General features: G+C 68.5%; 11 protein-coding genes. 7 read left to right on the top strand and 4 right to left on the bottom strand.

What is annotated here, in order from left to right; genetic code table 11:
• Positions 1-110 precede the first annotated feature (110 nt).
• The gene (locus tag FSB78_RS13375; protein ID WP_147083106.1) at positions 111-1,811 is read right to left on the bottom strand and encodes a PHA/PHB synthase family protein; all 1,701 of its coding nucleotides are present in this window, start codon (positions 1,809-1,811) and stop codon (positions 111-113) included.
• A gap of 280 nt (positions 1,812-2,091) precedes the next feature.
• Between FSB78_RS13375 and FSB78_RS13380 the strand changes: the two genes are divergently transcribed.
• The 5 genes from FSB78_RS13380 (at position 2,092) to zwf (ending at position 8,138) form a co-directional block, all read left to right on the top strand.
• Positions 2,092-3,300: an LL-diaminopimelate aminotransferase gene (locus FSB78_RS13380; protein ID WP_147083107.1), complete on the top strand. Its 1,209-nt coding sequence runs from the start codon at positions 2,092-2,094 to the stop codon at positions 3,298-3,300.
• A 332-nt stretch (positions 3,301-3,632) separates the two neighbouring features.
• Positions 3,633-5,270: a Na+/H+ antiporter gene (locus FSB78_RS13385; RefSeq protein ID WP_147083108.1), complete on the top strand. Its 1,638-nt coding sequence runs from the start codon at positions 3,633-3,635 to the stop codon at positions 5,268-5,270.
• 63 nt (positions 5,271-5,333) lie between these two features.
• A complete protein-coding gene (locus tag FSB78_RS13390) occupies positions 5,334-6,149 on the top strand; it encodes a transglutaminase-like domain-containing protein (RefSeq protein WP_147083109.1) in 816 nt (271 codons plus the stop codon).
• A 63-nt stretch (positions 6,150-6,212) separates the two neighbouring features.
• Positions 6,213-6,485 (top strand): CsbD family protein, encoded by a 273-nt coding sequence (locus FSB78_RS13395; RefSeq protein WP_147083110.1) that lies wholly within the window; start codon positions 6,213-6,215, stop codon positions 6,483-6,485.
• A gap of 150 nt (positions 6,486-6,635) precedes the next feature.
• Positions 6,636-8,138, top strand: coding sequence for a glucose-6-phosphate dehydrogenase (gene zwf / locus FSB78_RS13400; protein ID WP_147083111.1), 1,503 nt, complete (start codon positions 6,636-6,638; stop codon positions 8,136-8,138).
• Position 8,139: 1 nt separating this feature from the next.
• Here zwf and FSB78_RS13405 read toward each other — a convergent pair whose 3' ends face one another.
• Positions 8,140-9,642 carry a DHA2 family efflux MFS transporter permease subunit gene (locus FSB78_RS13405; RefSeq protein ID WP_147083112.1) on the bottom strand — a complete coding sequence of 501 codons (1,503 nt, stop codon included), beginning with the start codon at positions 9,640-9,642 and terminating at the stop codon, positions 8,140-8,142.
• Between the two features lie 307 nt (positions 9,643-9,949).
• Positions 9,950-10,549, bottom strand: a complete 600-nt coding sequence (locus FSB78_RS13410) for a hypothetical protein (protein ID WP_147083113.1) — start codon at positions 10,547-10,549, stop codon at positions 9,950-9,952.
• A 110-nt stretch (positions 10,550-10,659) separates the two neighbouring features.
• On the opposite strand from FSB78_RS13410, the gene FSB78_RS13415 reads away from it, so the two are divergent.
• Together FSB78_RS13415 and FSB78_RS13420 are read left to right on the top strand one after the other, a co-directional pair.
• Positions 10,660-11,322 carry a response regulator gene (locus FSB78_RS13415; RefSeq protein ID WP_147083114.1) on the top strand — a complete coding sequence of 221 codons (663 nt, stop codon included), beginning with the start codon at positions 10,660-10,662 and terminating at the stop codon, positions 11,320-11,322.
• Complete coding sequence (locus FSB78_RS13420; RefSeq protein ID WP_147083115.1) at positions 11,319-12,680, top strand: sensor histidine kinase; 1,362 nt, start codon at positions 11,319-11,321, stop codon at positions 12,678-12,680. Before FSB78_RS13415 ends, FSB78_RS13420 begins: the two co-directional genes overlap by 4 nt.
• On the opposite strand, the gene FSB78_RS13425 is transcribed toward FSB78_RS13420, so the two are convergent.
• A complete protein-coding gene (locus tag FSB78_RS13425; protein WP_147083116.1) occupies positions 12,677-13,297 on the bottom strand; it encodes a heme exporter protein CcmB in 621 nt (206 codons plus the stop codon). The two genes, FSB78_RS13420 and FSB78_RS13425, sit on opposite strands and share 4 nt — an antisense overlap.
• Positions 13,298-13,301 lie beyond the last annotated feature (4 nt).

The following is a 13,301-nucleotide window of genomic DNA, read 5'->3' on the forward strand; positions in this document are numbered from 1 at the left end:
CGCACCGTTATGCTGCGACGCAATATAGCAGATTTCTCACGAGTCGCAACGATTATTGTGCACTGCACCATATTCAGTCATGGGTGCAGCATTCGCGACTTTTCAAAGGCCTAGCGGGCTCGCACATAGGTGCCTGGCGCAGGCTCCAGCGCAGGCAGGCTCCCTTCGCCCGGTTGCCTCGCTCCATCCGCCGCCACGACATCGCTGTTGACCGTCCGGATCCAGTCGATCCAGTCAGGCCACCAGCTGCCCTTCGTCTCGGTCGCACCCGCGATAAAGTCCTCGAGCGTCGTATGCACCGAGGGATTGGTCCAAAACTGATATTTGCCCGCGGCCGGCGGATTGACGACTCCGGCGATGTGCCCCGACCCTGCCAGGACGAACTTGACCGCCCCCGCGAACAACTGCGTCAGCTTCCAGACGGATTCCGCCGGGGCGATATGATCCTCGCGTCCCGCCTGGACATAGGTCGGCGTGATGACCTTGGTCAGGTCGATCGGCGTACCGTCGATCGTGATCGCGCCCGGCGTCACCAGCAGGTTGTCGCGGTACAGGTCGGTCAGATAGCGCATGTGCCATTTGGCCGGCAGGTTCGTCGTGTCGCCGTTCCAGTGCAGCAGGTCGAACGGCACATGGTCCTGCCCCAGCAGATAGTTCTGCGTGACATAGTTCCAGATCAGGTCGCGCCCGCGCAGCAGGTTGAACGTCGTCGCCATGTAGCGCCCGTCGAGAAACCCGTCGGGCGACAGTTGCGCGAGCATCGCCAGCTGCTCGTCGTCGATGAAATGTTGCAGCTCGCCCGCCGCGGTGAAATCGACCTGCGCTGTGAAGAACGTCGCACTCGCGACCGTCTCCGCCTGTCCCCGCGCGGCGAGCAGCGCGAGCGTCGCCGCAAGCGTCGTCCCCGCGACGCAATAGCCGACGCTGTGCACCGCGGGCACGTCGAGAAGCGCGCGAACCGTCTCGATCGCGTCGACCTGCGCCGCGACGTAATCGTCCCAGACGACGTCCTTCATCGTCGCATCGGCGGACTTCCACGAGACCATGAACACGCTCAGCCCCTGCCCCACCGCCCAGCGGATGAAGCTCTTCTCCGGGGTCAGGTCGAGGATGTAGAAGCGGTTGATCCAGGGCGGGAAGATCACCAGCGGGGTCGCGAGAACCGTCTCGGTCGTTGGCGCATAGTGGATCAGCTCGTAGAGCGGCGTGCGCTTGATCACCTGCCCCGGTGTCGTCGCCAGGTCGCGCCCGACCTCGAACGCGCCCTCGGGCGTGTGCGTCATCTGCCCGCGCGACAGGTCGGCGAGCATGTGCTGCAGGCCCTTCAACAGGTTGGCGCCGTTGGTCTCGATCGTCTTGTCGATCACCTGCGGATTGGTGATCGGAAAGTTCGTCGGGCTCATCGCATCGACGAACCCGCGCGTGGCGAAGCGCAGCTGCTCCTTCTGCTTGGCCGGCACCCCCTCCAGCGCATCGACGCCGCGCAGCATGTGATCGCCGATCAGTTCGTAGCTCTGCCGGATCAGGTCGAACACCGGCTCGCGCCACTGCGGCGCCTTGAACCGCTTGTCGGCGACGGGGGCGGGCTCGGGCCGTGCGGGATCGAGGAAGCGCTGCCACAGCGCCATGCTCTCGGTCCAGAATTCGGTCGCCCGCTCGATCGTCGCAGGATCGGTGACCCCGGGGATCACCGGCACCGCGTCGGGCTTCGTCTTCAGCACGCCGAGCCCCTGCTCCATCATCATCTGCTGCGCGCGACCCATCACCCAGGTCCAGTGCTGCAGATCGGTCAGGCTGGGCGTATCGGCCATGGCATCCTCGCTAGTTGCGACGATCATAAGCCTATCCATCCGCACAACGAAAGCGCGTTCGCCACCGGCTCGCACCCCAGCCCTCCCGTCATCCCAGCGCAGGCTTGGATCTCCCGGTTCGGGTCGCAGCACGCGCCAACAGGAAGACCCCAGCCTGCGCTGGGGTGACGGATGAACGCTGGGGTGACGGACAGGCAGCGCTAAAGGATAGATTGCCGACGAACCGGTTCCACCGACGCCGCACCTGCGGTACACTCGTCGGCGAACAACGAGGCCCGCCATGTCCGAAGACTTCTACCGCATCAAACGCCTGCCGCCCTACATCATCGCGGAAGTCAACGCGATGCGGGCGGCGGCGCGTGGCGGTGGCGAGGACATCATCGATCTCGGCATGGGCAATCCCGACCTGCCCCCGCCCCCGCACGTCATTGAGAAGCTCGTCGAGGTCGCGCGCAAGCCCGACGCGCACGGCTATTCGCAATCGAAGGGCATTCCCGGCCTCCGCAAGGCACAGGCGAACTATTACGGACGCCGCTTCGGCGTCGACGTCGATCCGGAGACCGAGGTCGTCGTCACGATGGGGTCGAAGGAAGGGCTCGCCAGCCTCGCCACCGCGATCACCGCGCCCGGCGATGTCGTGCTCGCGCCCAACCCGTCCTACCCGATCCACACCTTCGGCTTCATCATCGCCGGCGCCACGATCCGCGCGGTGCCGACGACGCCCGACGACGCTTATTTCGAGAGCCTCGAGCGTGCGATGGCGTTCACCGTCCCGCGCCCGTCGATCCTCGTGGTCAACTATCCGTCCAACCCGACCGCCGAGGCCGTCGACCTCGCCTTCTACGAACGCCTCGTCGCTTGGGCGAAAGAGAACAAGGTCTGGATCATCTCCGACCTCGCCTATTCGGAGCTCTATTACGACGGCAACCCGACGCCCTCGATTCTCCAGGTGCCGGGTGCCAAGGACGTCGCGATCGAGTTCACCTCACTCAGCAAGACCTATTCGATGGCCGGCTGGCGGATCGGCTTCGCGGTCGGCAACACAACGCTGATCGCGGCGATGAGCCGCGTGAAGTCGTATCTCGATTACGGCGCGTTCACCCCGATCCAGGCCGCCGCCTGTGCCGCGCTCAACGGCCCGCAGGACATCGTCGAGCGCAACCGCGAACTCTATCACAAGCGCCGCGACGTGCTGGTCGACAGCTTCGGCCGCGCCGGCTGGGAGATCCCGAGCCCGCGCGCGTCGATGTTCGCCTGGGCGCCGCTCCCGCCCGCGCTCGCGCATCTCGGCAGCCTCGAATTCTCCAAGCAGCTGCTCCAGCACGCCAAGGTCGCGGTCGCACCGGGCGTCGGCTACGGCGAGAACGGCGAAGGCTATGTCCGCATCGCGCTGGTCGAAAACGAGCAGAGGCTTCGCCAGGCCGCGCGCAACGTGAAGCGGTACCTGCAGAGCATGGGCGTCAACATCCCGGTGCAGGGCGCGGGCTGAGCCACCGTCTCGTCACCCCAGCGAAGGCTGGGGTCTCCCGTGGGGCCCGCAACACCCGCCCCAGGGAGATGCCAGCCTGCGCTGGCATGACGGTTGGACAGGACATGGTCGTCACGCACGATCCTGGCCTTCGCAGTCGTGGAGCAGCCCCTCGCGATTTGCCCAAAACACCCGTTGCCGGCTAGAGCAACGCCAGCGGTTCGGCTCACCCCCTTCCGTTCGCCCTGATCGAAGTCGAAGGGCATGCCCCGAACGCAGGTGCTTCGACGACGCCTAGCACGAACGGCTCGGGAGCAGTCCGCCCCCTCCCCCCGCAAACCGGAGCCAAGTCCCTGGAAACCGTCTCGATCGTCCTCGTCCTGCTGCTAGCAGTCGTCGTCAGCGCCGCGATCGCGCGCATGCTGCCCGTCGCCGTCCCTGCGCCGCTCGTGCAGATCGCGCTCGGCGCGGTCATCGGCCTCGGCGTCAAGCTGAAGGTCGAGCTCGATCCCGAACTGTTCCTGCTGCTGTTCCTGCCCCCGCTCCTCTTCCTCGACGGGTGGCGCATCCCCAAGGACGAACTGCTCAAGGATCTGTCGACCGTCGCCGAGCTCGCGCTTGGCCTCGTTCTGCTGACCGTCGTCGGCGTCGGGTTCTTCATCCACTGGATGATCCCGGCGATGCCGCTCGCCGTCGCCTTCGCGCTCGCTGCCGTGGTGTCGCCGACCGATCCGATCGCGGTGTCGGCGATCGCGTCGCGCGTCTCGATCCCGAAGCGGATGATGCACATCCTCGAAGGCGAATCGCTGCTCAACGACGCGTCGGGCCTCGTCTGCCTGCGCTTCGCGATCGCCGCCGCGCTCACCGGCACCTTCTCGCCCTCCGCCGCCGCTCTGAGCTTCCTGTGGGTCGCCGCGGGCGGCATCGTGGTCGGCGTCGTGGTCACGCTCGCGGTGACGCGTGCGAAAGCTTGGGTCTCGAACCGCTTCGGCGAGGAGACCGGGTCGCAGATCCTGATCAGCCTGCTGATCCCGTTCGGCTCGTATTTGCTCGCCGAACATCTCCATTGCTCGGGCATCCTCGCCGCGGTCGCCGCCGGCGTGACGATGAGCTTCGCCGAGATTTCGCGCCAGGCGCTCGCCACCACCCGCATGCGCCGCAACTCGGTGTGGGACACGATCCAGTTCGCCGCCAACGGCATCATCTTCGTTCTGCTCGGCGAGCAACTGCCCGACATCATCGCACATGCCGGCGAGACCGTCCGCCTCTCGGGCCATGTCGAGCCATGGTGGCTGATCGTCTACGTCCTCGCGATCACGCTCAGTCTCGCGCTGCTGCGCTTCCTGTGGGTATGGGCATCGTTCAGGCTGACGCTGTTCCGCCGCCGCAACGACGGCACGCCGCCACGCAAGATCGCCAAGCGGCTGCTCGCGGCGATGTCGTTCGCCGGCGTCCGCGGCGCGATCACGCTGGCGGGCGTGCTGACGCTGCCGCTCACGTTGAACGACGGCACGCCCTTTCCCGCGCGCGACCTCGCGATCTTCCTGGCGGCCGGGGTCATCATCGTGTCGCTGCTCGCGGCCAGCATCGCGCTCCCGCTGCTGCTCCACGGGCTGACGATGCCGAGCGAACCGTCGAAGCAGGTCGAGGAGGATCGCGCCCGCGTCGCCGCTGCCAAGGCCGCGATCCGCGAGGTCGAGCGGGTCCAGCATGCGCTCGCCGACGGCCGCGGCGATGCCGATGTCTATGCCAGCGCCGGCACGCGGATCATGGACACCTATCGCGAGCGGATCGAGCGGCGCACCAAGCGCGGCGAGGCCGCCGCTCAGGCACGCCGCGACGGCCGGATCGAGCGCGACCTGCGGCTCGCCGCACTGGGCGCCGAGCGCGACGAGATCTTCCGCATCGCCCGCGACCGCGAGATCGGCAGCGAAACCGCCAAGAAGCTGATCCGCGAGATCGACCTGGCAGAGGCACGCCACCGCGTCTGATCGCTTGGCGAAATCGCCCGCGCAGTGTCTACCCGTCTCTTCCGTTACACAGAAAGGTCCTTGATGCTGATCCGCGCCGGCTACGACATCGCGTTCGAGACGACCCAGGCGGTGCCGATGCTCGCCAATCTCAGCATCCATTCGTCGCGCAACAAGGATCTGCGCACCGCGCAGCGGATCATGACCACGCCCGACGTGCCGATCTACGATTATGTCGATTCGTTCGGCAACGTCTGTACCCGCCTGACGATTCCGGCGGGCGGCATCACCATCTCGTGCGGGTTCGTGATCGAGGACCCGTTCACCCCCGACATCGTCAACCCGGACGCACGGGCGACCCCGGTCGAGGCACTCCCCGACGACGTCATGATGTACCTGCTCGGCAGCCGCTATTGCGAGACCGACCGGCTGTCGGACACCGCCTGGGCGCTGTTCGGCCGTTACACGCCCGGCTGGGAACTGGTGCAGGCGATCGTCACCTATGCACATGAACGCATCCGCTTCGACTACCAGACCGCGCGCCCGACCAAGACCGCGTGGGACGCGCACGAGGAACGCCAGGGCGTCTGCCGCGACTTCGCGCATCTCGCGATCACCTTGTGCCGCTGCATGAACATCCCGGCACGCTACTGCACCGGCTATATGGGCGACATGGATCTGCCCGCGATCGTCGGCGAGATGGATTTCTCGGCCTGGTTCGACGCGTATCTCGACGGCACCTGGTACACGTTCGATGCCCGCCACAATTATCCCCGCGCCGGGCGCATCCTGATGGCACGCGGTCGCGACGCCACCGATGCGGCGCTGACCAACACCTTCGGTCCGGTCGTGCTGACGCGGTTCGACGTCTACACCGACGAAAATCGCGTGCCGTTCTGACGCTATTGGCACCAACACGGCCGTCGTCCGTTACGCTCGCGTAGCAATTCGAAAGGACACCCCATGAACACGACGACTCTCAAGGGCGACGGCCAGGCCATCGGCGGCCAGATCAAGGAAACCGTCGGCGACGTCACCGGCAACACCTCGCTGCAGGGCGAAGGCGTGGTCGACCAGATCACCGGCAACGCGAACAAGGCTGTCGGCGCGGCACGCGACGCGGTCGGCCCGCTGACCGAGAAGGCGACCACCTTCGCCAAGAGCCGTCCCTACGCTACCGCCGCACTGCTCGGCGTCGTCGGCCTGGCCGTGCTGAACACGTTGCGCGGCAAGTAAGCGCTTGCGCCCGTCACCGGCGGTGACGGGCGCCCTTCGCAGGCCTCATCCGGCCACCGCGCGTCCTCGCGTGACGCGACCGGGAACATTGCGGTTTCCCTCCGGTTTTCTCGTGATGACCTTGCACCAAACCCGCGCCGCCGCTCTCGCATGAGCAAACCGCCCGTGCCGCCGGTGCCGCCGGCGCCCCCCGCGATGCTCGTCATCTTCGGTGCGATGGGCGATCTGACCCGCCGCCTGCTGGTCCCCGCCCTCGTCAACATGACGCGGCTCGGCCTTGCCGGTGACGGTCTCGAGGTCCTCGGCGTCGGCATCGATCACGGCGACGACGCGACGCTCCGCGAGGCGCTCGATTCGTTCGCGCCCGAACCCGGCGGCGAGGGCGCGGCGGAAAAGGACGCCGCCTGGACCCGTCTCCGCGACCGCGTCGCATATCTCGAGGGCGATTTCACGCAGGACGCGGTCTACGAGGCGCTCAAGGCGCGGCTGACTGGCAACGCCGCCTTCTACCTCGCAGTCCCGCCGCGCTTCTTCGGCGATATCGTCGACAAGCTCGGCGAACACGGCCTGACCACCGAGACGCCGACCGCCTTCCGCCGCATCGCGATCGAAAAGCCGTTCGGCCACGACCTCGCCTCGGCGCGCGCGCTCAACGCCCGCATCCTCGCACAGGTCGGCGAGGCGCAGATCTACCGGCTCGACCATTTCCTCGGCAAGGAAACCGTCCAGAACATCATGACCGCGCGGTTCGCGAACATGATGATCGAGCGCGTCTGGAACGCCGACTGCATCGCCAACGTCCAGATCACCGCCGCCGAGACGGTCGATGTCGGCACGCGCGGCAAGTTCTACGACTCGACCGGCGCTCTGCGCGACATGGTCCCCAACCACCTGTTCCAATTGCTCGCGATGGTCGCCATGGAGCCGCCCGCGAGCTTCGACGCGGAGGCGATCCGCAACGAGAAGGGCAAGGTCCTCAAGGCCGTGCGCGCCTGGTCGCCCGCCAAGGCCAAGCGCAACGGCGTGCGCGGCGTCTATACCGCCGGCCAGATCGGCGACCGCGACATCCCCGACTACACCGCCTCGCCCGACATCGCCCCCGACAGCCGGACCGAGACCTATGTCGCGCTGAAGCTGATGGTCGACACCTGGCGCTGGGCCGGCGTGCCCTTCTACCTGCGCACCGGCAAGGCGATGAAGTGCCGCGACACCGAGGTCGTGATCACCTTCAAGCCCGTCCCGTTCGCCTCGTTCCACCCGTCGAATGCCGAACGCCTGCCCCCCAACCGGCTGGTCATCCAGGTCCAGCCGGACGAGGGCCTGAGCCTCGACCTGCTGATCAAGCAACCCGGGCTCGGCGTCGACACGGTGCCAATCGCGCTCGATTTCCGCTACGCCGACCGCTTCGACATAGGCCACCTGACCGGCTATGAATCGCTGCTCTACGACATGTTCATGGGCGACCAGACGCTGTTCCAGCGCGCCGACGCGATCGAGGCGGGCTGGGCCGCGGTGCAGCCGTTCCTCGACATCTGGGCCGCAGAGGGCGCGCCCGATCCGTATCCTGCCGGCAGCGTGGGTCCCGACGCGGCCGACGCGCTGCTCGAACGCGACGGCCATGTATGGCACATGATCGAGGCCGCCAAACCCTAGGTCATGCGCGGGCGCGGTGCCCGCTCATGTCCGCGCCCGCATCGGCGGCGAAGCGCATGTTCCATATCGTCGCCGACATCGACACCGCGGTCACGACGAGGAACGCCAGCGTGAAGTCGCCGAGTTCGGGCCGCGTCCGTCCGGTGCCGAGCATTCCCATGTGCAACGCCGCCGCACCGACGCAGATGCCGAGCGACAGCATCAGCTGCTGGAACGTCGCGTAGAAGCTGGTCGCCGCGCTCATCCGCGTCTTCGGCACCTCGTCATAGGCGATCGTGTTGTACGCCGAGAACTGGAACGACATGAAGAAGCCCGCGCTCATCAGCACTGCGAAGATCGCCGGGATCGGCCAGTCGGGGCGGAATGCGCCGCAGATCGCATAGCCGAGGCTTGCCCCCAGCCCGCCGACGATCAGGCTGCGGCGAAAGCCGAACCGCCGCAGGATGCGCGGCGCCAGCCCCTTCATCGCCAGCGACCCGATCGCGCCCGCGACCGTGATCGCGCCGCTCGCCGCCGCGGTCATTCCGAACCCCAATTGCAACATCATCGGCAACAGGAACGGCTGCGCCCCTTGCGTCACGCGCGTCAGCGACCCGCCGATCAGCGAGAGCCGGAACGAAGTGTAGCGCAGCAGCGACAGGTCGAGGATGGGGTCGCTGCGCCGCCTGGCATGCGCGATATAGCCGATCCCCGCGACCAGCCCGATCGCGATCAGCACCAGCGCATCGACGAACTCGCCCGGCCGGCTGCTCATCTCGAACCCGAACAACAGGCAGCCGAGCGACACGCCCGACAGCACGAACCCGGCGAAATCGAACCGCACCGGCCGTTCGCCGCGCACCTCGCCGATATAACGCGTGACGAGCACGACCCCGAGCAGCCCGACCGGCAGGTTGAGCCAGAAGATCCAGCGCCAGTCGAGATAGGTCACGATCAGCCCCCCGACGGGCGGCCCCATGATCGGCCCGATCAGCGCGGGCATGATCAGCCACGACATCGCCGAGACCATGTCCTCCTTGGCGACGCTGCGCAGCAGCACGAGACGCCCGATCGGGATCATCATCGCGCCGCCCAGCCCTTGCACGAACCGCGCGACCATCATGAACGGCAGGCTGGTCGCCTGCCCGCACAGCAACGATCCGCCGACGAAGATCAGGATCGCCGCGCGGAAGATCGCGCGCGAGCCGAACTTGTCGGCGAGAACCCCGCTCGCCGGGATGAAGATCGCGAGCGCGAGAAGATAGGAGGTAAGCGCCGAGCTCATGCTCGTCGCCGGCACGCCGAAATCGCGCGCCATCGTCGGCAGCGCGGTCGCGAGCACGGTGGCGTCCATCTGTTCCATGAACAGCGCGCAGGCGATGATCAGCGCGGTGACGCGGTAGCTGCGCGGCGTCGCGGCGATCGCATCGGTCCTGGTGGCGGTCGAGATGCGGTTCGCCGCCGGCAGGATGCCGTCGCGGATCTCGGCATAGATCGAAGCCAGCCCGCGCCGCCCGAATCTCACGCTTCAGCCCATGCACGCGGGGCGGGGTCAGGCGGCACGAACACGCGCGCCTGGTCGAAGCGATACCGGTAGGACGTCATTGCTGTCCTAAGTAGTTGCGCGGGTCGAGGGTGCAAGCCCGGATCGGGGATCGAGCGCTCCGGACGCACGTACGCCCCCCAACCCGATTTACTGTTCTCCCGCGAAGGCGGGAGTCCAGCGCCAAGCAGCGCTGCGCTCGTGACTCCTGGGCCCCCGCCTTCGCGGGGGAACGGTATGCGGAACGGTTGCCACCCCGGCGCAGGCCGGGGTGGACCGGGTGGCTGTATTAAGCCGCCGGCGCCGCCGCGTTGGCCGGAGCCTGGGTGGGCGCCGCCGCAGGAGCAGACGTCGCGACCGGGGCCGCACCACCTGCGGGCGGCGGCGGCGGGGCGCGATCGGGGCCGGCACCCGGCCCCCGATCTGGCCCCCGACCCGGACCGCCGGGACCGCCGGGACCCCCCGGCCCGCCGCGATCATGCGGCGGACGGCCGATCGGGCCAATCGCCTTCACCTTGCCATCGGCGCCGACCAGGAACGCGGCGTGGAGGGTTCCCCGGTCGAAGCGCCCCTGCACGGTGACCGGCTGGCCGACGCCGACCAGCGTGCCGTCCTCGCCCTCGCGGCCGGTCTCGACCAGCGCGCGGCCACTGCCGTCCGCCATCACGAACTTGTCGCCATAAATTTCGGCGACGCGGCCGCGGATCGTCACGATCGAATCGTCGTCGTTGGTCAGCGTGCGGATCGCGACGGGGGTCGCGGGCGCCATCGTGACGGTGGGGCGGCTCGCCTCGACCGCCAGCGCGCCGGCACCGCCGCCGACGACGAGCAGGCCGAGCGCGCCGGCGAGAATGGCGGGGCGGCCGCGGAAATGGGACAGTCTGGACATGAAATCGTCTCCGGTTGGTTGCGATGCACCTTCTCTAGCGTTGTCGCCCCACCATCCCGCTGAACCGCGCCGTTCAGATTCGGTTTGGTCGGGACGGATAGGAAGACGCGATGCGGGTATTGCTGGTCGAGGATGATGAGACGCTGGCCGCCGGCATCGCGCGTGCGCTGCGCGCCGAGAATTTCGCGGTCGACATCGCCGGCAATGGCGAGGATGGCGGCCATCTCGGCAGCACCGAGCTTTACGATGCAGCAGTGCTCGATCTCGGCTTGCCCCTGCGCGACGGACTGTCGGTGCTGCGCGACTGGCGCGCGGCGGGCCGCGACCTGCCGGTGCTGATCCTGACCGCGCGCGACGGCTGGTCGGAGAAGGTCGCGGGCTTCAAGGCCGGCGCCGACGACTATCTGGTCAAGCCGTTCCGCGTCGAGGAAGTGATCATGCGGCTGCGCGCCCTCGTCCGCCGCGCCGCGGGCCATGCCGGTGCGCTAGTCGCGTGCGGCCCGCTGGTCTTCGACGCGCAGCTCGGCACGTTCGAGCTCGACGGCCTGCCGGTCAAGCTGACCGCATTCGAATGGCGCGTGCTGTCCGCGCTGATGCTGCGCCGCGAAGTCGTCGTCGAGCGCGCCGACCTGATCGAACGCGTCTACGAAGGCGACGCCGACGTCGATTCCAACTCGATCGAGGTGATTATCGGCCGGTTGCGGCGGAAGATCGGCGCGACGCTGATCGAGACGGTGCGCGGCCGCGGCTATCGCCTGACGGCCGGCGCATGAGATTGATGCCGCGCTCGCTGTTCGGGCGGCTGCTCGCGGTAGCGACGCTCGCGACGCTGGCCGCGTTGCTGCTGGCGAGCGTCGCGATCGGCCATGTCCTCGAACGCTTCGTCATGCGCGGGTTCGACGACCGGCTCGACGCGCAGACCATGGTCCTTGCGCGCGCCGTCGACGCACGGGGGCGGTTCGACACGACCCGCGCGATCGACCTGCCTGGATTCGACGAGGCCGGGTCGGGCTGGATCTGGCAGGTCCGCAGCGCCGACGGACAGGTGTGGCGCAACGGCGCCGAAGCGCTGCCGGTGCCGGCATCAAGGGCAGACGCTCCCCCACCCCCGCCACCGGGGATGGCATCCGAACGCGCGCGCGACCGCGATCGGTCGCATCCGGGCGAAGGCCGCGACCGAACCGGTCAACGGCAACATTTCCGCACGCTGACGCTGATGCGCGTCGGCGGGCCCGTCGCCATCACCGCAAGCGGACCCCGCCGCGTCGTCGAAGCCCCGCTGCGCGAGGCGATGCTACCCCTGCTCGGCTCGCTGGCGCTGCTCGGGATCGGTCTCGCTGCCGCAACGCTCGTCCAGCTACGCATCGGCCTGCGCCCCCTGCGCACGCTGCAGGCGGCGCTCGGCAACGTCATCGCCGGCAGGCAGCACCACGTGCCGACCGACCTCCCCGTCGAACTCGCGCCGCTCGCGCACGAACTGAACACGCTGATCGACCAGAATGCCGAGGGTCTGGCGCATGCCCGCCGCCACGTCGCAAACCTCGCACACGGACTGAAGACGCCGCTCGCAGGGCTCGGCCTCGAACTGGCGGACCGTGATCCGGACGGCCGCCTCGCGGCGATGCTCGCCGACATCGACCGGCGCGTCAGCCATCACCTGCGCCGCGCACGTGCGGCGATGCCCGGCGCCCCGGGCCGCGGGGCAATTCCGCTCGCGCCGGCAATCGGGGATCTGGTCGACGTCCTCCGCCGCGTCCATGCCGATCGTCCGATCGCGGTCGACGTCGCGGTCGACGGGGTCACCGTCGGCGTCGATGCGCAGGACCTCGACGAGATGCTCGGCAATCTGCTCGACAATGCGTGGCGCTATGCCGCCACCGCGATCGGCATCGCGGCCGTGGTCGACGCGGGCAAGGCCGTCATCACGATCGACGACGACGGCCCGGGGCTCGACGCGAACCAGCGCGCCGAGGCGCTGGTCCCCGGCCGGCGGCTCGACGAGGCGGGACCGGGCCACGGCTTCGGGCTGCCGATCACGCAGGAACTCGCCGAGCTCAATGGCGGCGGGCTGGTGCTCGGATCGTCGCCGACGCTCGGCGGGCTGCGCGCGACGCTGACGCTGCCGCTCTAGTCCATCGCCGCGCGGATCGCCGCGCCTGCCACCAGCGGTGCGCCTGCGACCAGTATCAGGCTGACCGCGGCGAGCAGCTTCACGGCGCCCGCGGCGCCGTCGAGCGACCCTGCGCCAAAAATCAGCAACGGTACCGCGAGCGGCAGCATTACCAGCCCCGCGACCGCACCGCCGCCGCGCACGCCCGCGACCAGCGCACTCGTCGCGACCGCCAGCGCGGCCAGCCCCGGCGTCCCGATCGCCAGCCCGATCTCGACGCGCACCAACGTCTCGCCCGACAGGTCGAGCAACCCCGCCGCGACCACGGCGGCGAGCATCAGCGGCGGACCAAAGCTCAGCCAGTGCGCGAGCATCTTCGCTCCCGCAACCGCCGCGATCGAGATTCCGCGCACCGCGAACTGGTCGAACACCCCTGACTCCAGGTCGGGCGCGACGAGCCGTTCGACCGGCAACAGCCCCGCGAGCAACGCCGCGGTCCAGATCACCCCGCCGCCGACCCGCGCGAGCAGCGCCGCATCCGGGCCGATCGCGAACGGGAACAGCGTGGCGACCAGCAGGAAGAAGCCGACCACCAACGTCGCGCCTCCGCCGGCAACATTCCGTCTCAGATCGCGCATCACG

The organism is Sphingomonas ginsenosidivorax (assembly GCF_007995065.1).
GTDB classification, from domain to species: Bacteria; Pseudomonadota; Alphaproteobacteria; order Sphingomonadales; family Sphingomonadaceae; genus Sphingomonas; species Sphingomonas ginsenosidivorax.